Below are 21,199 nucleotides of genomic sequence, written 5' to 3'. Positions count from 1 at the left end.
ACGCCGAGTTCAGTCGCATCGGTGAAGTCCGACAGTCCCATACGCCCTGGCTCCGGGGACTGGCGAAAGATCACGTCGCGCTCGGGGCCATGCAGGGCGCGCCACTCCCGAACCCGTCGTTCCAGCGTCCGCCGGACCCGATCATCGGGGAAGCCGTCAGGATCCAGCATCTGCAAATGACGGAGCAACGTCACAGCTTGCACGGAAGAATCCCGTTCGAGGAGCGGGATCAGGATAGGCTGCCACACAGCCTCCAAAGGATCAGGGACGGTGCGACCACGGACTGGTTTGCGCTGCGAAGGCAGTACCGGGTTTGCTTCAATCCTGCGCCCGGTGCGTTCGCTGAAACCGGCACGGGCTGCGGCAACACGTTGGTTATGAAAGGGTCGGTCGGACATGTACAATCTCATTTGCTGGTCGGTGACGGGTTTCCCCGGCATTCGGAACCTCCGTATTCACGTTCAGAGGTCTCCAACCTACCGGGCCACAGCGGCCAGCACCTACCCCGTACCCCTCCCAAAAGGGCCGATCCGGTGGCTCAAACCTCCAATCGGGCTCCGCCCTCATTCCGGTTCAAGCCACCGGCCAACTTGGCTGTCGGTGCCGGTCAACTTGGTTGTCGCTCATCAAACCAAGGGGGAAACGCCGCGACTGGTGCTGAAGACTCGTGCCGCGCAGGCGCTGGCGCATTGGATTGCGGTCGGGCAAATCGAAGACGGGCCGCTGTTCCGGCCGATCTCCAAGGCGGACCGGGTGCTGACCCGCCGCCTGTCACCGGATGCGATTTCCCAGATTGTCCGGCACCGGCTGAAGCTGGCTGGATTACCCGAAGGCTTTGCCTCACCGCAGGGGCTGCGCTCGGGGTTTCTGACCCAGGCCGCACCGGACGGTGCGCCCATTCAGGCCGCCATGCGCCTGTCGCTGCATCGCTCTCTCGCGCAGGCGCAAAAATATTGTGACGACATCGATATCGCCGAAAACCCGGCAGCGGATTTGTTGGGATGAGGTCAGCTACGGTTCAATTGATCCGCCGCCCCATCTTTTGTTTGATCAACACTTTCATCTCCCCATAGGTCAGAACCTGAAAAGATGTAACGACAGGGACAGTTCGTCAGCTGAGCGACTCTGCAGTCAAAGTGAACGCCCGCCCTAACACGCCGAACAATCCGTCGAAACCTGCCAAGAGCACCCACCTATCCGGTCCCAAAACGCCTTACGGCTTTGCGCCTAATTGAGGTTCCCACCCGTAATTTACGCAAGTGGTGGCTGCTTTATTATACGAGTCGTAGATCGTCGCTTGGTCAAAATGAGACAACGCACTTGGTGCCTGATTGCCCTAAATGCGAGCTCTGAGATCGAATTCGGACTGGCGACCTGCTATCACTAATCGCCTTTGGAGTGCTACAAGCGCCCTGGAGTTAACAGCTGTTAACTCCAGAGCGCTTGTGTTGGTTGCAAAACGGTCCACAAGTTATTGATTTTTCTCTTGACATGAATCGGAATACGAGTGCCTAAATGTACTCAAGTTGCGCAACCATACAACAATGAGCAGGAAAACTGCAACTATGTTACAAACCACCCCCATTGCTGCGAATACGCAGTCTCACGTTACACGCGAAATCTCTGATCGTCTACAAGTTGCACTGACGACCCACTTGACTCAAGCGTATTCTCCCGAGTTGTCAAAAACCCTCCGTCTCTTCAGTGCGACAGAAGTAGCCGACCTGTTTGGCACAACTGGGCAGTTCCTTAGAAAAGGCCATGCCGAGGGCTCTCTTCCAGAGCCGGAAGTCAACAAGAATGGTCGGCGCTTTTACTCCGGAGTTGAGATCTCAGTGATGCGCCAGATCCTTGAAGGCAGCTCCAGAAAGCCTGGAAAATACCTGCCCGGTCGTCGCGATGGCGACCGGCTTCAGGTCATTCAACTTATGAACTTCAAAGGCGGTAGCGCGAAGTCCACTTCGGCCATTCACCTATGTCACTATCTTGCGCTTCAAGGTTATCGCGTTCTGGCGGTCGACCTTGACCCACAAGGCAGCTTGACCGGATTCTGCGGCATTCAGCCCGAGATTGAATTTGAGGGCAACTCGATCTACGATGCTTTACGCTACGAGGATCCGATCCCGATGTCCGATTGCATTCGGGCCACTTACTTCCCGGGTTTGGACCTTTCCCCCGCCCAGCTGATCTTATCAGAGTTTGAAACAGAAACCGCTGTCTACGCCCGAAAAGGTGTCCCCTTTTATAATCGGCTCGCTAACGCAATCGAGACGGTTGAGACAGACTATGATGTGATAATTATCGATAGCCCACCTTCTTTGGGTTTCTTGACGCTGGCGGGGTTATTCGCGGCAACGTCTGTCATCGTGCCGCTGACACCGAGCATGTTGGACGTGGCCTCTACGCAGCAGTTTCTTGAAATGACTTCGGCTTACCTTGAAGAGTTTGAAAACTCCGGGATTCCGATCGTCCATGACAATTTCCAGTTTCTCATAACACGGGACGACCCCTCAGATACCCCGTCTCAGCAAATTGTCAGCCTGATGCGGGCGTTGTTTCAGGATCGGGTGATCGGTGCAACTGCGCTACGAAGCACTGCGATTGCTGATGCCGCGATGCTGAAAATGACAATGTACGAAGTCGTTCGATCAGAAATGACGCGGTCGACTTATGACCGCGCCCGATCAAGCATGGATGCCGTTGGGCACGAAGTTTCAAATATGATTCAAACCGCGTGGGGCCGTTGAAATGGCACTTAAACAAAACAAAACCAGCATGGCTGCAGCGATTGCAGCGGCAGCAGGAAACCCGCCAATTCCACCTACAAAAACGGAACGCGCCAATGCTGCACTTCCACGCGGTACGATTGCATCGGTCCGCGTTGGAGCCGGTGGCATCCAAGACATCGATACCTCACTCATTTTGCCCTGGGGCCCGAAGGACAGGCTTGGAATTGAGTTAACACCTGTTAACTCTGACGCCGAGGCGTACGTCGATTCAGCTGTTCTGGAACTTGCTGAAAGCATCAAGGACGCAGGAGGCCAACAGGTTCCCGTCCTGTTGCGTCCTTCCGAAGAAGTCGACGGTCACTTCGAGGTCATTTACGGTCGCCGTCGCATCTTAGCTTGTCAGCATCTAAACCAGCCAGTTCGCGCGCTGGTAAGGACACTTGATGATAAGGAAGCGCTTCAAGCAAAGGGTCTGGAGAACTCTTCCCGGGTTGATCTCAGCTATTACGAGAGAGCCCGGTTCGCACGCGAAATTCTAAACCAAGGGTATGATCGCTCAGAAGCGATCACAGCGCTAGCGATTTCCAAGAACACGCTGTCACAGTTGGAGCGAGTCACAAACGATATTCCGGACGATCTCGGGGATATGATTGGTCCAGCACCGAAATCTGGGCGACCCAAATGGACGGCACTCGCCGATGCGTTGCGAAAAGGGATGATAACAACGGACAAGGCTAAAAAGCTCTTGGAGGCTCTCAACGTTGCTAATTCAGACGATCGGTTAAACGGGCTCCTAGGCAGTTTGACTACCAAGAAAGAAGCACAAGAAGTCCGACCGGCGCCCGACGTTGTTATCAAGACCAGCAATTCGGCGGTGAACATGACGATCAAAAGGGCAGGAAAAAATGAAGCCTACACAAGTTGGCTTTCGGACAACCTTGGACAAATCATTCAAGATTCCTACGAGCGCTTCAAAGAAAGCGCCGAGGAGTAAGTGAGTTAACATCTGTTAACTCTACATGAGGCAACGAGCAAAAAGGAGAAAAGCAAAAAGAAACCCCCGAAACCTGAGGCTCCGAGGGCTGAAAACCAACTAGTGGTTATAGATTAGACACCTAAACCCTAACAGCCCGCGAATCACTACACAATAAAAAACGCCTCTGGGTGAACAGGTTTTCTTTGTCTGCTGACAAAATCTTATGAAAGCACTAACAGCATTGGCTCCAAATGGAGCAACCTTGTCGGCAACGGCAGGGCAGGGGAGCAGTACGCCCAAAAAATGGATACTTCTTCGCGCCGTTGAAGAAGCCAGAGAACCTCTTGGGTTAAAATCCACAACTCTCAATGTCCTGAGAGCGATGATTTCTTTTGTGGGCGTTGATCAGATTGCTGCGGACCAAGATGATCATCACATCTGCTTCGCGTCCAACGCGGCGATCGCCAAACGAACGCATGTCAGCGTGCAGACCGTTGAGCGTCATATCTCGACGCTGGTTGCGCTTGGCCTTGTCCGCCGCGTCATGAGCGCGAACGGCAAGCGATGGGCGCGCCGGGATCGACAGGGCAGAGTGGTCACCGCAACTGGGCTCTCCTTGATGCCCTTGAATGAACGGCACCCTGAGTTCATCCAGGAAGCCCAAAGGCATGCTGACCGAGTTCTGGAGTTCACTGTGCTCCGTGACAAGGTTTCCGCCGCTCTGGCGCGCCTTAGGGAACTCGTAGCAAATGACACCGCGATCTCTGATTTGATAAACACCGTACGCAATGCTCTGCGTCGCAAGCCAGATGCAAGTGTACTCAGCACGCTTCTGGCAGAAATCTCTGTGGAAATCTCCGAGATAACACAGACAGATACAGAAAATTTGAGGGCCAGTGACAGTGAAATTGAGGGGCACAAAGAGGACTCTTTGAATCCGGAAGTTAAGAAAGAAAAACTTTCTCAGATTCAGGTTTCTCCAGACCAAATGGAGCGCAGTTTTCCACAGCTATGCTCAGAACTACGCTTTGCAAAAGATCAGCACCACTGTGATCGGCTTATGGATGATATCGCCGAATATCTACGGCTTGGCCAAACCTGGTATGCAATGAAATCAACCTTCGGCCCAGCTGTTCGCTTCATCGTTCTCGGTTACATCCTTCAACGTGCTGAAAACATACAATCTCCAGGGGCTTACCTGAAATCATTGTTGGCTAAGATAGAGAAGGGTGAGTTGTCTCCAAAAGCAATGCTCTCGCGAACCTCCAATACTACGTAAATTTGGGAAACAGGAAGAGATTTGCCAACTTTTAATTACCCTTCCAATTGATGATCGGATTGAAGGGTTCGAAAAGATGAGCAATAGGATTGACCTCTATAGATCAAATAATCATAAATAATGAGCTATAGACGAGAACCTTATACCTCACGATGTGGAATTGGCAGAACCCCGACTGGCCGTCATTTCGTTATGATGCCGCAAGACTCGAACCGTACGAGCAACGGTTCCTGTTGTCCTCAGGGGAAGTTTTTGGAGCGGTTCATCATGTGAACACATCGGATCGAGATCAATTGCGTATTGATCTGCTGAGCGAAGAGGCAATGAAAACCAGCGCAATCGAAGGCGAAATGCTGGATCGTCTCAGCGTGCAGTCCTCCTTGCGTCGCCATCTTGGACTGGCTCCCGACAGCTATCCATCCAAACCGCGCGAGCAGGGTGTTTCTGAAATGATGGTGGACGTTTACTCCACCTATTCGGAACCGCTATCACAAGGCACTCTGTTTCGCTGGCATGACATGCTTCTGTCCCATGACAGGCATCTGGAGACGATTGGATCTTACCGGAGCCATGAGGATGCGATGCAAATCGTCTCAGGCAGGCTCGACCGCCCAACGGTGCATTTCGAAGCGCCACCATCACATCAGATTTCGGCAGAAATGGACCAGTTCGTAACCTGGTTCAACCAGACTGCGCCGGATGGTCCCGAACCATTGCGCGCAATGATCCGGGCCGGATTGAGCCATCTGTATTTCGAGAGCATTCACCCCTTTGAAGACGGTAATGGCCGGTTGGGCAGGGCGCTGGCCGAAAAGTCCCTGGCGCAGAGTATTGGTCAGCCAAGCCTGATTGCCCTTTCTTTCACGATCGAGCGAGAGCGGAAGGCGTACTACGATCAACTCGAACGCCATCAAAAGACGCTGGATGTCACACCTTGGCTCGTTTGGTTTGCCGAGACCGTCCTAACAGCACAGCAGGTGACGCTTGAAAGGGTCGGCTTCTTTATCGCCAAGACGCATTTCTACGACCGGCATCGTGATCAATTCAATCCACGCCAAAGCAAGGCAATCGCGCGTTTGTTCAAGGCTGGACCGGATGGGTTCAAAGGTGGGTTGAGCGCCGAGAACTATATCTCGATTACAGGAACGTCGCGCGCCACTGCGACGCGGGATTTGCAGGATTTGGTAGAGAAAGGCGCCCTGACCCGGACAGGTGAACTCCGGTACACACGCTATTGGCTAAAGCTGGACCGGGTAGGGTAGGGGGCTGATGCGTCAGCACCTGCTTCCTTCGTATGTAGCTGCCTCGCGTCAGCGACCAAGCTGTCTTCATTTGGGCACGAATGGCGGAAAGTGGAAGTTCACTGCGTTCGCGGCTTGATGGTGTCTGTTGGTAATACACTAAATTGTTAAGCGATTGTTTTTTATGTCAGTTAGGCTGCACATCACTGCTTTAGATCGTGGACCAAAGGAACACTCTAAGGGGCGTCGGAACTATTTTGCACCGTAAAAAGCCGCGTATCATGGCCAAATAATTCGGTATATCCAAACGGCACTTTCACGGTCTTTCTTCTGGATCAAGTGATGGCGTAACGAGTGGCGACCAGAGAATTGCTTTCATCGCTCATCATAGATTTGTCATTGACGCCGCCATGTTCCATTTTCCGGTGCGCGGCTTGCAAATAGCCTCTGGTTCAACACTTATGAGGCTTGGTGCATCCGCGTCCGGTGGCGTTTCGCCGGTGACCGCTTGCGACTGCATTTGTCCCAACTGGCTAGGGTCTGTTGACAATCAGCGTGCGGCGACGAGCATAGCGCAGAGGTGCCAGTTAGCAGCGTAACTGATGTCGGTCTTGTCGTATCGCGTTGCTATACCTCTGAATTCCTTGATCTTTGCGAAGTAATTTTCAATCAGATGACGCCACTTGTACATGTGGGTATCGTAGTCTCTCAGCATTTTTCGGTTCGATTTTGGCGGGATAACAGCAGTAGCGCCGCGCTCATCAAGGTCTTTCAGAAGCCAATCAGAATCGAAGGCTTTGTCGGCCAGCAAAGCTCCGAAGGAGACATCCTGGATCAGGGGAGCAACTCCTTTCATGTCGTGTGCTTGCCCCGGTAGAAGCAGAAAACGGAACAAGTTGCCGAGCGCATCGACCAGGGCCACAATCTTGGTCGTCAGCCCGCCGCGAGAGCGTCCGATGGCTTGATGCTGAGTCCCCCTTTTGCGCCCGACGCCTTCTGATGGACTTGCACAATTGTTCCGTCGATCAGAGCGTATTCGAGGTCGGGCTCTCTGCTTATAGCATTGAAAAGACTCTCAAACACACCGGCTTTGGCCCATCGACGAAAGCGTTTGAAAACCGAATTCCAGTTACCGAAATCCTTGGGTAGGTCACGCCATGGCGCGCCTGTTCGTACGCGCCAAAGTACCGCTTCCATGAACCGTCGATTATCCTGACCCGTCGCCCCCGGGTCACCGGCCTTGCCGGGCAGGAGCAGCGCCATCTTCTCCCAAAGATCATCCGAAATCACAAAACGGTTTTCGTCCATTCAAACCTCCATTTTGGAAACTTGAATCAGAGTTCAGACAAATTGTGAATCCCAAATGTCAACAGACCCTAGATCTGAAGCGATAAAACTGTGAGGATAGACAAGCGTGTCACTCATCGGCTGCTATGACTTTGCCAGGGTTAAGCGTGTTGCACGGGTCAAGTGCTTTCTTAAGTTCTACCAGCGTTGCTAATGTGTTCGATGCCAACGATCTGGTCAGAACGGCACGTTTTTCCAAACCGATCCCATGTTCGGCAGAAATCGTGCTTCCCGAGAATTCAGCCAGCGTGTCGTAGACGAGACCGTCAAATATCTCGCGCCGACCTAAATCGCCGTCATGGATTGCAAACATCACATGCAGGTTTCCGTCTCCGACATGACCGAAGATATAGGGCACGATATCAGTAGACTTTACGGTGCAGCGTTTGCGTAACCTAACTGCGTAGTTGGTCAGATCAGCCAGTTTCAACCCCACATCATAAGAGAGGCTGGCACCCAAAACACTGTCGACTGCGTCACTGTCCTCTCGTGACCGCCAGATCGCGTTTCTCTCTGATCCGGATTGCGCGACCACCGCGTCTGCGATGGTTCTGTCGTCAAGCAGAGGTTCAAGAAACGCAACAAGACGCGCTTCGGTTTCGGCATCGGACTGGCCGCATAGCTCGATGATCACATAGATGCCGTGCCCGCTGGGCAGTGGTGGGCGGCCAAAGCCGGGTTGAGATGTGGTCACGTCGTAATATTCGGGCCACATCGCTTCGAACGACATTAGATCGGCACCGAAGTTTCTGCGCGATTTGTCGAACAGCGCGGGCAGAACCTCAGGGTCGTCGCAAGCAAGCATTGCGCAACATGCCGACGCCGGAATCGGCCAGAGCTTGAGCACGATCTTTGTCACCAACCCAAGCGTACCTTCGCTGCCGATGAATATCTGTTTCAGATCATATCCTGCGTTGTTTTTAACCAATGTGTTGGTCAGGTCCAGTATGCGCCCATCGGCCAGAACCACCTCAAGACCCAGCACGTTTTCGCGCATCATGCCGTATTTCAGAACCTGGATGCCCCCGGCATTGGTGCTGACCATACCGCCGATCGTGCAGGACCCGCGTGAGGGGATATCGACGCCGGTCATCAGGCCCAGAGGCTCCAACTCTGATTGCAGGGTTTCGAGCGTCACTCCGGGTTCCACCACCGCGACGCCTTGCAGGGGGTCGATGTCCAAAATTCTGGACATGCGCTCGAATGAGACGATGACTTCGCCCGGATGTGACCTGGTGCCGTCGACCAGACCGGTCAGACCTCCGTGCGGGACGAGGCCAATACCCAAGGCATCTGCGGTTTTACAGACGCTGGACAGTTCCGCGCTGTTGGCGGGGCGCACCAGTACCGCAGCACCCATCGCATCCGCACAATAGCCCGGATTGCGCGTTGCAAGCCGTTCGGCTGTCAACACATGCTCTGCCCCGACAATGGCAGAAAAGATATCTTTAGTCGCGGCCACACCCGTTTCCTCTGACAAAGCCCGTGGCGATGCTACGTGACCCGCAAGGTTTCACGCATTGCATTTATACGAAACATTGATTGCAGACGCGCTGATGTTTCGGTTTGGGCACTGCGCAGAGTGAACCCTGTGGTCTGCGTGCGGGCGCGAACTTTTTCATGAAATAACAACTATTGTTCCACGCTTTGGGCGCAGCAGCGGGGGGGCGGCGTTGATATATAGAAAGCCTGACGGCTACTTCAAAAAGGACGGGCATTGTGGCACTTACTCTTGGTGAATATCTGGTCAAACTGCTGGAGCGGTACGATGTCGACCATGTGTTCGGCATTCCGGGCGTTCACACCGCCGAGCTGTATCGAGGCCTGACAAACAGCCCGATCAGACATGTGACACCCCGCCACGAACAGGGTGCCAGCTTTGCCGCCGACGGTTATGCCCGAATGAGCGGCAAGCCCGGTGTGTGTCTGCTGATCACCGGGCCGGGGCTGACCAATGCTTTGACCGGGATTGCACAGGCCTATGCGGATTCCATCCCGATGCTGATCCTGTCGGGGGTGAACCCCACGCGCGAGCTTGGTCATGGCAATGGTCGCCTGCACGAACTGCCCAACCAAAGCGCGCTGATGTCGCAAGTGACGGCGTTCTCGCACACATTGACTCATGCAGACGATATTCTGCCGGTGCTGGAGCGCGCCTATGCGGTGTTCGAAGGGGGCCGCCCGCGTCCTGTCCACATCGAAATCCCGCTGGACCTGATGGGCGCGGATGCAAGCCATCTTGAACTGCCCGCGCGACGCAGCACCCCGATGAAGCCCCCGTGTATCCATCCCGATCTTGGCGCTGCATTTGCAGACTTGTGCCACGCTTCCGAGCGCCCGATCATACTGGCAGGTGGCGGAGCGTTGCAGGCCCAGGCCGAGCTGACCCAACTGGCCGAGGCCCTGAACGCGCCGGTCGTCACCACAACCAACGCGCGGGGGATATTGGGCGACGAACATCCGCTCGCCCTGAACGCGTCGCCGTCGATGGCGGCGGTGCGTGGATTGATCGGGCAAGCCGACCTGACCATCGCAGTCGGGACCGAGCTGGGCCAGACCGATTACAATGTCTATAGTGCAGGCCCGTTTCAGGCCGGTGGCAAACTGGTGCGGATCGACATTGATGCCCAGCAGTTGAAACGGAACTTGTCAGCGGATCTGGAAATCCTGTCTGATGCCCGTTCTGCGCTTGCAGATGTGGTGGCGCGCCTGCCGCAGAGCGCGAAATCCAACCCACTGGCCGGGCAGGTGGCCGAGATCCGCGCTGCCGTCGCGCAGGGTCTTTCGCCGCTATATGCAGGCATCGCGCGCAGCCTAGGAGCGATTTGGCAGGCGCATCCCGATGCGGTCTTTGTCGGGGATTCGACCCAGCCGGTTTATGCGGGCAACGATCTGCTGCCGATCCCGGCCGACGGACGCTGGTTCAATTCTGCCACCGGGTTCGGCACATTGGGCTATGCGCTGCCCGCCGCAATCGGCGCAAAGGCGGCTGCCAAGGATCGTCCGGTCGTCGCGGTGGCCGGGGATGGCGGGGTTCAGTTCACCCTGACGGAAATGGCAATGGCCGCCGAGGCCGATCTGCCGATCTCGCTGATCCTGTGGGACAACGCCTGCTATCTGGAGATCAGCAATCACATGAAGAACATCAACGTTCCGCCCATCGCGGTAGATCTGTCCTCACCAGATTTCGCAGCCATTGGTGCTGCCTATGGGTGGACTGTCGTGCGCGTCAGCTCGGAACAAGAGGTGATCGAGGCCATCGGTCAGACCCAGACTTCGGGCAAAAGCACCCTGATCCTGGGGATGGAGTTCCTTGACCAGAACGGCTGATGTTTCAAAGCAGGAATGGCGTGGTCGGCTGGGAAAGCTGGTTCGGGGAAAGCACTGACAAGACGCTATGCCGGGATGACCGTTGCGGCCAAGGGCGCGCCGGTGCTAAAGCTTGTCTTCTGCCCAAAGCCCCGAGTGCCTCAACCGTGTATAGTCCCGTGAACAACTTCGATCGAGGCGGCAAGGCTATCGACCATCAGATCAATGTCCTGCGTGGTCGAAATCAGCGGCGGGCAGAGCGCCATCGCGTCGATCATCGGACGTGAGATCACGCCGCGTTCGGTCAGATTGGCGTTGACCAATGCGCCCAGCTTGCCTGGCGCCTCGTATGGCGCTTTTGTCTCTTTGTCGTGGACCAGCTCAACCGCGCCCAGCATTCCGTATCCACGCACCTCGCCCACCATCGGGTGATCCGCCATCTCCTTCAGGCGGCGCTGCATATAGGCACCTGTTTCAGCCGCACGTGCCACCAGATCACGTTCCTCGATGATGGTGATCGTTTCCAGCGCTACGGCTGCGCCAACCGGATGCCCCCCGCCGGTAAAGCCGTGCCCGAAGACTCCAATCGTATTGCTTTCATCGGCTATCGGTTCGAACACGCGATCAGTCACCATGATGGCCGAGAAGGGCAGATAGCTCGAGGTGATCTGTTTGGACATCATCATGATATCCGGCTGCATCTCCATCGCCTGCGATCCGAACATGGTGCCCAGACGGCCAAAGCCGCAGATCACCTCATCGGCGACCAGCAGAATGTCGTATTTCTTTAGCACCGCCTGAATCTTGGCCCAATAGCCCTTGGGTGGGACGACAACGCCGCCCGCGCCCATGATCGGTTCACCCCAGAAGGCGGCGATCGTATCGGGACCTTCGGTCAGGATCAGCTCCTCCAACTCCTGCGCCAGACGGGAGGAGAACGCCTCTTCGTCTTCGCCGGGATGCGCGTCCCGGTAGTGATGCGGGCTGGCGGTGTGCAGCACGTTGGCGATCGGCAGATCGAAAGAGCGGTGGTTGTTCGGCAGGCCGGTCAGGCTGGCCGAGGCAATGGTCACGCCGTGATATCCGCGCAACCGGCTGATCACCTTTTTGCGCTGCGGTTGACCCAACGCGTTCGAGCGGTACCAGACCATCTTGAGCACGGTGTCATTCGCCTCGGACCCAGAGTTTGTATAGAAAACCTTGCTCATCGGGACGGGCGCCAGCGACACCAGCTTCTCTGCCAGATCAATCGCCGGATCGTGCGATTTGTGCGAGAAGTTGTGGTAGAAGGGCAGCCGCTCCAACTGTCGCGTCGCCGCGTCGATCAGACGTTGTTCGGAAAAGCCCAGCCCGACGCTCCACAATCCGGACATGGCTTCGAAATAGCGCTTGCCGGTGTTGTCGATGACATAGCAACCCTCGCCGCGGTCGATGACCATCGGGCCGACGTCCTGATGGGCACGGGCGTTGGTATATCCGTGAAAATGATGAGCGATGTCTCGCCCCTCGGGCGAATTGGACAGGATCGTCATGATGGCTCCTTTGAACGGTCGGTTCAGGCAGGTTGCTATGCCGCGTGGGCTGCGAAACGGTATGTTCTGGTCCACACCCCGGCAAGGTAAGTCTCCAGACTAAAATCCCTTCATGTTTCTGTGTTCTGATTGCGAAATTTCATCAGGCTCAGAATTTCAAACAGCACCGTTGCCGCGTTATGCGCCGTGTTCGATGTTGCATCGAACGAAGGGGCCACTTCAACCACGTCGCCCCCAACGATGTTCATACCTTTCATCCCGCGCAGCAAGGCAATGACCTCGCGCGGGGTCAATCCACCTACTTCGGGCGTGCCGGTACCGGGGGCGAAGGCCGGGTCCAGCGAGTCCACATCGAAGGATACATAAGTCGGACCATTGCCTACGACTTCACGCGCCTGGGCAATAACCGCGTCCAGACCTTGATGCGCCAATGTCTGCGCCTCGATAACCGTCATGCCCGAGGCATGGGAGAACTCCCACAGATAGCCCGACTGACCGCGAATGCCGATCTGCACCGTGCGTTCAGGGTCCAAAAGCCCTTCGAGCACGGTATTGCGGAAGGGGCCGCCGTGATGGAAGCGTTCGCCATCGAACGGCCCCCCGGTATCGGCGTGGGCGTCGATATGCAGCATTCCGACCGGCCCGTCCTTGGCCAAGGCGCGCAGGATCGGCAGGCTGATCGAGTGATCGCCGCCGACCGACAGCGGCAAGGCCCCCGCCGCGACAACCCTGGCGACCGCATCGGTGATGTCTTCGTGGCTCTGCTCTAGGCTGAACCGGCTGCGGAAGGGCACGTCCCCGACATCGGCCACCTTCATCTCTTGCACGGGGGCACAGCGCAGCCCTTCGTTATAAGGACCGATCCGTTCAATTGCGCGCAGGGCGCGCGGGCCAAAGCGCGATCCGGGGCGGTTGGTGACAGCCAGGTCCATGGGCATCCCGATGATGGCGACGTCCAGACCATCCAAGCCTTCGTCAGTCAGGTCAGCGCTGGGGGCATCCAGAAATGTCATCGCCCCGGCATAGGGCGCGGTGCGACGTGTTCCGCCGGGATCAAACAGCAAAGAGGAGATATGCTTGGCGTGCTCGTCATAGACCACGTGACTGTTCGGGCCATCAAAGCGTTCCCGCAACAGTTCAAGCTTTTCGTCGTTCCAAGCCATACGGTTTTCAGCTCCTGCTTTTTGGGTATTTGCGCCGGATTACCGTACCCACCCAAAACGCCCCAAGATATCGCTGGACATCCAATCATTGTTTCATTTAGCTGCAACAGTCTTTGGGATCGGTCGGGTATGCGAAAAAAGATCTTCTTCGGTGCGGTAAGCGATGTTGACCTGCGCCTGATGCGTGTTTTGACCAAGGTGGTCGAATGCGGAAGCCTGTCTGCAGCCGAGACCGAATTGGGCGTTGGTCGATCAACGATTTCGCGGCAGATCACGGACATCGAAACCCGTCTTGGCATGCGGCTGTTGCACCGCGAACGGGGTCGGCGCGGGTTTCAGCTGACACAGCATGGCCAAAAGGCCATGGTCTATATCGAACAAATGCTGGCGGCGGCGGATCAGTTCGTCGAAGGGATTGCGACCATCAACGAAAATCTTGTTGGTAAACTGGATATCTGCATGACGGATTTCACCTATACCGACGAGGGAAACCCACTGACAGAGGTCATGCGCACCTTCAACCAACTGGCGCCGAACGTAACCATCAACCTCATGGTGGGATCGCCGCGCGAGATTGAGCGGCGGCTTATTGAACGATCAGCACATATAGGAATATTGCACCGATATACGTCGTTCGACGAGCTGACCTATGAGCCGATCTATGGCGAGGTTTCCAGCGTCTATGCAGGCGAAACGCATCCGCTGGCGCAGCAATTGCGCCAATCCGGAAAGATCACAGCCAAAGAGGCTCAGACCTATCAGCTTATATCGCGGGAGTATCGTGAAAGCAGCCTGCAAACCGGGCTAAAGAGCCGGTTCAAACGTGGCCCTGTCGTGCGTGAAACCGAGGCCGTTGCCGCTCTGGTCAAGGCCGGGGTTTATCTGGGTTATTTGCCGGATCACTATTTCGACGGGCGCGAGCCTGATTTTTTTAAAATCTTGCCCAGTACATTCAGCTACAAGAGCACCGTGCATATGGCCTTTCACCGCACCAAAGTCTTGAGCCCACATGCGTCAGAATTTTTAAGACTGATGCGAGCGAAGGCAAGTGGCACACGGGCGGATTAAATTTTAAGCATGGTGTTTCAACGTTATGAAACATTCGTTCGGGATCACGCTCTTTTAAGATGACATTTTTGCCGTCAGGTTTTGGGAGTGATTTGCTCCGGAGGCGCTGATGAGCCAAGTGAATTCCAGTGATACAGATCCCACGATCCGCGTGGAGGGCCTGAAGAAAAGCTTCGGCAACCTCGAGGTGTTGCACGGGATTTCGCTGGATGCGCATAATCACGACGTGATCTCGATTTTGGGATCGTCCGGATCGGGCAAAAGCACCTTTCTGCGCTGTATCAACCTTCTTGAGACGCCGACCTCCGGGCGTATTTTCGTCGAAGGTGAAGAGATCGAATTTGAGCGCTCGAACAACGGACAGATCACCTCTGCGAACGCCAAACAGGCGGTTCGGCTGCGCGCCAATCTGGGCATGGTGTTCCAAAGCTTCAATCTGTGGTCGCACATGACGGTTCTTGAAAACGTGATGGAAGGGCCGGTTCACGTGTTGGGCCTGTCCAAAGCCGAGGCGCGCGACAGGGCACAGGATTGTCTTGAGAAAGTTGGCGTCTACGAGCGCAAAGATTTCTACCCGTCGCAGATTTCCGGCGGCCAGCAACAACGCTGTGCCATTGCACGTGCATTGGCAATGGAGCCGCGCGCGCTGCTGTTCGATGAGCCGACCTCGGCGCTGGACCCCGAATTGGTGGGCGAGGTCCTCAAGGTCATGCGCGGATTGGCCGAGGAAGGCCGCACCATGCTGGTGGTCACGCATGAGATGGGCTTTGCCCGCGACGTCAGCAACAAGGTCATGTTCCTGCACAAAGGTTTGGTCGAGGCGCAGGGCACGCCGCAAGAGTTGTTCAACAACCCGAAAGAGGCATCAGAGAGATGGAGTGATTTCGTCTCAAAAGCCCGGGACTAATCTGCCAGAAACTGGCATTTCCACAGGAGAGGAAACAATGAAAAGCATATTCAAACCCGTCGCCGTGACTTTGGCTCTGGCCATTGGTGCCACGGCGGCCAGCGCCGACGATTTGGTTATCCGCTGGGGTACTGAAGCAGGGTACAAACCTTTTGCGTTCAAGACAGCGGACGGGGAACTGACCGGTTTTGATATCGAAATCGGCAATGCGATCTGCGAGGAGCTGAACGCTACCTGCACCTGGTCGGAGCATGAGTTTGATGCGCTGATCGCGGCGCTGAATGCCAACAAGTTTGATGCGCTGCTGGCCTCAATGACAGACACGGACAAGCGCCGCCGAGCAATCGACTTCACCGGCAAATACTACCAAATCCCGGCAACCTTTGTTGGTCGCGCCGATGCGGGGCTGGATGATGGCGAAGGTCTGGCCGGAAAAACTGTGGGCGTGCAGCGTTCGACCATCATGGAAGACTACCTGCGCAGCGAACGTAAGGATGTGGATGTCAAAACCTATCCGACCCAGGATGAAATCTGGCTGGATCTGGTTTCCGGCCGACTGGATGCGGCAATGGGCGTCAAACTTCAGATCGTCGAAGGCTTCCTGAACACGGATCAGGGTGAAGGCTTTGCCCTGTTTGGTGAGGATTACACCGACCCAAAATATTTCGGCTATGGCTCAGCCATCGGGACGCGCAAATCCGACCCTGAACTGCGCGATGCGATCAGTGGCGCTATTCTTGCCCTGCGCGAAAATGGAAAATACGCCGAAATCAACGCCAAGTATTTCGACTTTGACATCTACGGGGAATAAACTGGATACAATGCCCCTCACCCGCGAAAGGCGGGTGAGGACCCATCGGCAAAGGGGCACACTTGCTTGAATTACTGATAGAATACGGCCCTATGGTCCTGTCCGGATTGGGGCTGACTGTTGCCTTGTCGCTGGCCGCTGTGTGCCTGGCGATTGTGTTCGGGATCATGGGGGCAACGCTGCGTTTGTCACGAAACCCGGTTCTGCGCATGATCGGACGCACCTATACAACATTGATCCGAGGGATCCCCGATCTGGTTCTGATGCTGCTGGTTTTCTTTGGCGGTCAGATGTTGCTGAACAATCTGGGTGCCGCCACCGGTTGGTGGTCGTATCTTGAGATCAGCCCGTTCATGGCCGGTTCCATCACCATCGGCTTTATCTTTGGCGCATACATGACCGAAACGTTTCGCGGCGCATTCCTGTCGATTCCGGTCGGGCAGATCGAGGCCGCCAAGGCCATCGGGATGACCTCGCGCCAATGCATGATCCGCATTGTCTGGCCGCAGATCGTACCGCTGGCCTTGCCGAGTTTCACGAACAACTGGCTTGTGCTGCTCAAGACCACGGCGCTGGCGTCGATCCTGGGATTGCACGACATCATGTATAACGCCCATCAGGCCGGCCGCACATCGCAAGAGCCGTTCCTGTTCCTGTTGATGGCCTTCTTTATCTACCTTGGCCTGACCAAGATTTCCGACGTCGGCTTGCGCGCCCTCGGCAAACGTTACGCGCTGCGATAAGGGGCGGGATCTGATGGAATACGATCTGATCTGGGAACATCGCGATCTTTTCCTTGAAGGCGTTTGGACGACCATCTGGCTGATCGCAACATCCCTGTTTATCGGCGGCATCGTGGCGATCCCTCTGGCCTTGGCGCAAGCGTATAAGGTTCCGTATCTGGGCAGGGCTGCGGCTGCCTACAGCTATGCTTATCGCGGCACGCCTTTGCTGGTGCAGCTATACCTGCTGTATTACGGGCTTGCCCAATTCGAAGCCGTCCGAGACTCGATATTCTGGCCTTTGCTCAAACGACCCGAGATTTGCGCCGTCATCGCCTTTTCCATGAACAGCGCGGCCTATGTCTGCGAAATGATCCGAGGCGCAATTCTTGCCATCCCGAAAGGCGAGATCGAGGCCGCAGAAGCCATCGGTATGTCCCCCTTCAAACTCACCCGGCGGATCATCATCCCAAGTGCGCTGCGTAAGGCTCTGCCTGCCTATTCCAACGAAGTGATTTTCATGCTGCACGCCAGTGTGATCGCCTCTACAATTACCATTACGGACATTCTTGGCGCAGGCCGAACGCTGAACGGGATGTACTATCTTGCCTATGAAGGACTGATTACGGCGGCTGTGCTCTACCTGATTATCGTTTTCATCGTAGACCGGATTTTCAATCAGGCCGAGAAGCGGTTTTTGGCTCATCTTGTACGATAGCCATTGTCTGGTCTTGGGACATTCGGGGCTGACATTTGCGACGACACCGGGTGACGGATTTCGTGTTCGGAGTAGATTTAGAACCGAATTACAGCGCGATAGGAAGCTCAAGCGTAAGGCTGGCTCCTTTTTCGACTTGGTTGATTTCGACAAGTCCTCCATGGCGCTTTGCCACCGCTGAGACAATTGACAACCCCAGGCCGCTACCTTCGGAATACTCCAGCTGCGAAAACCGACTGAACACTGCTTCGCTTTGTTCAGGCGAAAGATCCGCTCCGTCGTCGGCCACAGTCAACTTGACGTTTCCGCCGTGACAGCGCAGCACGACCGAAATTCGGCTCAACTTAGCGCCACCGTGCTTAATTGCGTTGTCCAGCAAGTTTTTGATGGCCTCCGTCAAAAAGACCTGATCCCCTGAGACCCTGATTGCCGAGTCCGGCATCGTGACCTCAAAATCAATCCCTTTTGCGAGGATTGCAACGCCCATTTCCGCACAGGCTTCTTCCACGACCAAGCGGAAATCAATCCTTTCCATCTGATCCTGATGCGTCGGCTGCCGCAGTCGTTCAAGCGACAATAGCTGCTCCGCTACCGTGGCCGAATTCTTTGCCGCTGCCACCAGTTCGATAATCCGTTTGTCCTTGTCCTCATCCGTTTTTGCATCGCGCAATGCCTCAGCCATCGACTGGACTGCGGCTGCCGGATTTCGCAATTGATGCGCGGCTTCTGAGATAAAAACCTGATGGGCGTTAATACTGTGTTCGACCTGTCCAAACAGCCGGTTCAGGGTCTGAACAATTCCATGAACCTCGACCGGGACCGGGCGTTTGATTTCGCTCAGGTCGTCAGGTGAGCGTAGGTCAATCGCGTCCTGTAAATCCAGCAAGGGCCGCAGACCGCGGGCAACGCCGAACCAGACAACGAACGCAAGGGTTGCCAGCAGGATACCCATCAGGATCGCCGCACGGATCGACAACTCATTGGCAAAGGCGTTGCGATCCGCGATGCGTTGCCAGGCCGTGACTGTCGCATCACCCACCAGATTGTCCAGCGTGACCCGCTCGGTCATTTTTAGCACGCGCACCGGCTCATCCCGATAGATCGCCTCGAAAAACCGGGGCTGGTACGCGTCTTGCTCGGACGGGTTTGCTGCGGCCGGAGGGTATGCATACCCGGTTACGTAGATGCCGCCGGGTCCGGTCACGTGATAAAAAATCTCTCCGCCTGACGCGTCGCGGATCAAGCTGCGCGTTGTGGGCGACAAGGCATCGCCCTCTGACACGGCCACATCGCGCGAAATGGCCAGACCAGCGGACAACAGGCTGTCGTCAAACAACTCCTGCGCCGTTTGCTGGGCCACGGTGTAGCGCCAGTATCCAAGCAGGATAGCGAGCAGCACCAATGGCGTCAGGATCAGAATGAAAAGCCTGAGCCTGAGTGAGCCGTGCCGGATCACTTCTGCACCTCAAGCAAATATCCAAGGCCACGGGCGGTCTTGATCCGGATGCCAAGGTTCTGAAGGCGTTTGCGCAGTCGTGACACATGCGGCTCGACGGCTGAATCGTCGACATCAGCGCCCACGCCGTAGACGTAATCGGTCAACTGACTTTTAGGTACGATCCTGCCCCGCCGTTCCAGCAGGCATTCAAGCACGGCCATTTCCCGGCGCGGTACGTCAAGCACTTGGCCCTTTGCGCTGACCTGCCGGGCTGTGCGGTCGAACTCAAGATCTCCGATGGTTTCGCGCGCGCCATAATCCAGTTGTTTGCGACGCGACAGGGCGCGGATGCGGGCCTCAAGCTCATCCATCTCGAAGGGTTTCACCAGGTAGTCGTCGGCGCCCATATCCAGACCCGAAACGCGGTCGCTGGTCTCGGAGCGCGCAGTCAGCAGGATGACAGGCGCACTGTCGCCCCGGTTGCGAAGGGACTTCAAGATCTCAAGCCCTGACCGACCGGGCAAGTTGATGTCCAGAACGATCAGGTCAGCGCCTTCCTGTTCCAGATACAGATCGGCGGCATCGCCATCTGTCAGCACATCAGCGGCATGGCCCCTGTCCCGCAGGCGATAGGCAATGGCGTTGGCGAGTGTTTCGTTATCCTCGACGATGACGATCCGCATTCGGGCTCCTGCAAGTTTCGCGCAAGGTTGGCGCTCCATGATTGCCAGATGGGAGGGGGAATCAACCCCGCAGTTCTATTTGCAATCACGGTGGTGCGGAGGGCGCTGACGTGGTTGTCTGGTCAACAGGGAGGAACCAATGGCCATTTCCAACTTCACCCGTCGCGCCGTCGTGGGGCTGATCGCCGCCGCCGGACTCGTGGCACCTGCCGCTGCTGAGGTCGATTTCTCGGGCAAGACCATCGAATGGGTCATTCCGTTCTCGGAAACGGGCGGGTCGGCCAAATGGGCCAACTTCTTTGCGCCGCTTCTGTCCGAAGCGCTGCCGGGTCAGCCGACCGTGGTGGTCAAATTCATGCCGGGTGCCGGATCAACCAAAGGTGCGAATTGGTTTCAGGAGCAGAGCCATGATGATGGCACACTGCTGTTTGGCACCTCTGGGTCGACTCAGTTCCCCTATCTTCTGAGTGACCCGCGCGTGCGCTATGAATACAACGACTGGATTCCGGTCATGGCATCGGGCACCGGTGGTGTTGCTTATCTGAACGCAGAGGACGGAGCCAAGTTCGACGGCTCTGCCAATGCGTTGAAGGACACCAATTTCATCTACGGCTCGCAGGGCGCAACCCGTTTGGACCTTGTACCTCTGCTGGCCTGGCAGATGCTGGGCATGAATGTGGAACCGGTCTTTGGCATCAAAGGCCGTGGAGACGGTCGCCTGATGTTCGAACGTGGCGAAGCCAATATCGATTACCAGACGTCCTCGGGCTATTTGGGCGGCTCGGCCCCGCTGGTCGAGGCTGGTCAGGCCGTTCCGATGATGACCTGGGGTGCTCTGGACGCCGATGGCAATATCGTTCGTGACCCGACCTTCCCGGACATTCCGACCTTTAAAGAGGTCTGCGAGGCCACCGATGGGTGCGAAACCAGCGGTGAAGCATGGGACGCATGGAAAGCCTTCTTCGTAGCGGGCTTCCCGGTTCAGAAACTGGCCTTCCTGCCCGGTGACACGCCGCCCGAGGTCGTTGATGCCTACACTGCAGCGTTCCAAGCCGTAACAGAGCGTGGTGACTTTGCAGACATTTCGTCCAAACGTGTAGGCAAGTATCCGGTGTTCGTCGGCGACGGCTCGAAAGCTGCGCTGCAAACAGCGACCAATGTGGACGACAATGCCAAGCAGTATGTCCTGAACTGGCTGAAAGAGGCCTATGGCGTCGAGCTGAACTAAGCCGACACGTCGTCGCGCGCCCGACGAAGGGCGCGCGCTTTTCCACAT

The 21,199-nt window shown here is 56.1% G+C and carries 17 protein-coding genes and 2 pseudogenes; 12 read left to right on the top strand and 7 right to left on the bottom strand.

The genetic code is table 11. From position 1 onward, the window contains the following. Positions 1-398, bottom strand: a pseudogene (locus ACOQOY_RS00390) (IS21 family transposase); the annotation flags it as partial. Positions 399-654: 256 nt separating this feature from the next. Here ACOQOY_RS00390 and ACOQOY_RS00385 point away from each other — a divergent pair. From ACOQOY_RS00385 to ACOQOY_RS00365, 5 genes are all read left to right on the top strand, one after another. Continuing rightward, on the top strand, positions 655-1,005 hold the full coding sequence (locus ACOQOY_RS00385; protein WP_420583513.1) for a hypothetical protein: 351 nt from the start codon (positions 655-657) through the stop codon (positions 1,003-1,005). 560 nt (positions 1,006-1,565) lie between these two features. After that, a complete protein-coding gene (repA, locus tag ACOQOY_RS00380) occupies positions 1,566-2,747 on the top strand; it encodes a plasmid partitioning protein RepA (RefSeq protein WP_420583512.1) in 1,182 nt (393 codons plus the stop codon). Position 2,748: 1 nt separating this feature from the next. Further along, positions 2,749-3,723 (top strand): plasmid partitioning protein RepB, encoded by a 975-nt coding sequence (repB, locus tag ACOQOY_RS00375; RefSeq protein ID WP_420583511.1) that lies wholly within the window; start codon positions 2,749-2,751, stop codon positions 3,721-3,723. Positions 3,724-3,928: 205 nt separating this feature from the next. Then, complete coding sequence (gene repC / locus ACOQOY_RS00370; RefSeq protein ID WP_420583510.1) at positions 3,929-4,984, top strand: replication initiation protein RepC; 1,056 nt, start codon at positions 3,929-3,931, stop codon at positions 4,982-4,984. 152 nt (positions 4,985-5,136) lie between these two features. Next, positions 5,137-6,246, top strand: coding sequence for a Fic family protein (locus ACOQOY_RS00365; RefSeq protein ID WP_420583509.1), 1,110 nt, complete (start codon positions 5,137-5,139; stop codon positions 6,244-6,246). Between the two features lie 529 nt (positions 6,247-6,775). Here ACOQOY_RS00365 and ACOQOY_RS00360 read toward each other — a convergent pair. Both ACOQOY_RS00360 and ACOQOY_RS00355 read right to left on the bottom strand, forming a co-directional pair. Then, a pseudogene (locus tag ACOQOY_RS00360) lies at positions 6,776-7,488 on the bottom strand (IS5 family transposase). A gap of 154 nt (positions 7,489-7,642) precedes the next feature. Next, the gene (locus ACOQOY_RS00355; RefSeq protein ID WP_420583508.1) at positions 7,643-9,034 is read right to left on the bottom strand and encodes an FAD-binding oxidoreductase; all 1,392 of its coding nucleotides are present in this window, start codon (positions 9,032-9,034) and stop codon (positions 7,643-7,645) included. Between the two features lie 257 nt (positions 9,035-9,291). On the opposite strand from ACOQOY_RS00355, the gene ACOQOY_RS00350 reads away from it, so the two are divergent. Further along, positions 9,292-10,902: a 5-guanidino-2-oxopentanoate decarboxylase gene (locus tag ACOQOY_RS00350; RefSeq protein ID WP_420583507.1), complete on the top strand. Its 1,611-nt coding sequence runs from the start codon at positions 9,292-9,294 to the stop codon at positions 10,900-10,902. 140 nt (positions 10,903-11,042) lie between these two features. On the opposite strand, the gene ACOQOY_RS00345 is transcribed toward ACOQOY_RS00350, so the two are convergent. Beyond that, on the bottom strand, positions 11,043-12,413 hold the full coding sequence (locus ACOQOY_RS00345) for an aspartate aminotransferase family protein (protein WP_420583506.1): 1,371 nt from the start codon (positions 12,411-12,413) through the stop codon (positions 11,043-11,045). Between the two features lie 110 nt (positions 12,414-12,523). Then, a complete protein-coding gene (gene speB, locus ACOQOY_RS00340; RefSeq protein WP_420583505.1) occupies positions 12,524-13,576 on the bottom strand; it encodes an agmatinase in 1,053 nt (350 codons plus the stop codon). A 129-nt stretch (positions 13,577-13,705) separates the two neighbouring features. On the opposite strand from speB, the gene ACOQOY_RS00335 reads away from it, so the two are divergent. From ACOQOY_RS00335 to ACOQOY_RS00315, 5 genes are all read left to right on the top strand, one after another. Continuing rightward, positions 13,706-14,644: a LysR family transcriptional regulator gene (locus tag ACOQOY_RS00335; RefSeq protein WP_420583504.1), complete on the top strand. Its 939-nt coding sequence runs from the start codon at positions 13,706-13,708 to the stop codon at positions 14,642-14,644. 109 nt (positions 14,645-14,753) lie between these two features. After that, complete coding sequence (locus ACOQOY_RS00330; RefSeq protein ID WP_420583503.1) at positions 14,754-15,551, top strand: ABC transporter ATP-binding protein; 798 nt, start codon at positions 14,754-14,756, stop codon at positions 15,549-15,551. A gap of 37 nt (positions 15,552-15,588) precedes the next feature. After that, entirely contained in the window at positions 15,589-16,362 is a 774-nt protein-coding gene (locus ACOQOY_RS00325) for a transporter substrate-binding domain-containing protein (RefSeq protein WP_420583502.1), read from the top strand. A 62-nt stretch (positions 16,363-16,424) separates the two neighbouring features. Continuing rightward, on the top strand, positions 16,425-17,105 hold the full coding sequence (locus tag ACOQOY_RS00320) for an ABC transporter permease (RefSeq protein WP_420583501.1): 681 nt from the start codon (positions 16,425-16,427) through the stop codon (positions 17,103-17,105). A 13-nt stretch (positions 17,106-17,118) separates the two neighbouring features. After that, positions 17,119-17,802: an ABC transporter permease gene (locus ACOQOY_RS00315; protein WP_420583500.1), complete on the top strand. Its 684-nt coding sequence runs from the start codon at positions 17,119-17,121 to the stop codon at positions 17,800-17,802. Between the two features lie 88 nt (positions 17,803-17,890). Here ACOQOY_RS00315 and ACOQOY_RS00310 read toward each other — a convergent pair whose 3' ends face one another. Then, positions 17,891-19,258 (bottom strand): sensor histidine kinase, encoded by a 1,368-nt coding sequence (locus ACOQOY_RS00310; protein ID WP_420583499.1) that lies wholly within the window; start codon positions 19,256-19,258, stop codon positions 17,891-17,893. Next, positions 19,255-19,923, bottom strand: coding sequence for a response regulator transcription factor (locus tag ACOQOY_RS00305; protein WP_420583498.1), 669 nt, complete (start codon positions 19,921-19,923; stop codon positions 19,255-19,257). Before ACOQOY_RS00305 ends, ACOQOY_RS00310 begins: the two co-directional genes overlap by 4 nt. Before the next feature lie 139 nt (positions 19,924-20,062). Between ACOQOY_RS00305 and ACOQOY_RS00300 the strand changes: the two genes are divergently transcribed. Further along, the gene (locus ACOQOY_RS00300) at positions 20,063-21,151 is read left to right on the top strand and encodes a tricarboxylate transporter (protein WP_420583497.1); all 1,089 of its coding nucleotides are present in this window, start codon (positions 20,063-20,065) and stop codon (positions 21,149-21,151) included. The last annotated feature ends 48 nt before the right edge of the window (positions 21,152-21,199 follow it).

This window comes from Ruegeria sp., assembly GCF_965221235.1.
In the GTDB taxonomy this organism is placed as follows: domain Bacteria; phylum Pseudomonadota; class Alphaproteobacteria; order Rhodobacterales; family Rhodobacteraceae; genus Ruegeria.
Note: the sequence above shows the minus strand (reverse complement) of the source record. Positions and strands in the feature narration are given on the sequence as shown.

Coding starts and splice junctions, on each gene's coding strand:
- repC (WP_420583510.1), top strand. CDS start 3,929: ATGAAAGCACTAACAGCATTGGCTCCAAATGGAGCAACCTTGTCGGCA.
- ACOQOY_RS00315 (WP_420583500.1), top strand. CDS start 17,119: ATGGAATACGATCTGATCTGGGAACATCGCGATCTTTTCCTTGAAGGC.
- ACOQOY_RS00345 (WP_420583506.1), bottom strand. CDS start 12,413: ATGACGATCCTGTCCAATTCGCCCGAGGGGCGAGACATCGCTCATCAT.
- ACOQOY_RS00365 (WP_420583509.1), top strand. CDS start 5,137: ATGTGGAATTGGCAGAACCCCGACTGGCCGTCATTTCGTTATGATGCC.
- ACOQOY_RS00335 (WP_420583504.1), top strand. CDS start 13,706: ATGCGAAAAAAGATCTTCTTCGGTGCGGTAAGCGATGTTGACCTGCGC.
- ACOQOY_RS00305 (WP_420583498.1), bottom strand. CDS start 19,923: ATGCGGATCGTCATCGTCGAGGATAACGAAACACTCGCCAACGCCATT.
- ACOQOY_RS00325 (WP_420583502.1), top strand. CDS start 15,589: ATGAAAAGCATATTCAAACCCGTCGCCGTGACTTTGGCTCTGGCCATT.
- ACOQOY_RS00300 (WP_420583497.1), top strand. CDS start 20,063: ATGGCCATTTCCAACTTCACCCGTCGCGCCGTCGTGGGGCTGATCGCC.
- repB (WP_420583511.1), top strand. CDS start 2,749: ATGGCACTTAAACAAAACAAAACCAGCATGGCTGCAGCGATTGCAGCG.
- repA (WP_420583512.1), top strand. CDS start 1,566: ATGTTACAAACCACCCCCATTGCTGCGAATACGCAGTCTCACGTTACA.
- ACOQOY_RS00330 (WP_420583503.1), top strand. CDS start 14,754: ATGAGCCAAGTGAATTCCAGTGATACAGATCCCACGATCCGCGTGGAG.
- speB (WP_420583505.1), bottom strand. CDS start 13,576: ATGGCTTGGAACGACGAAAAGCTTGAACTGTTGCGGGAACGCTTTGAT.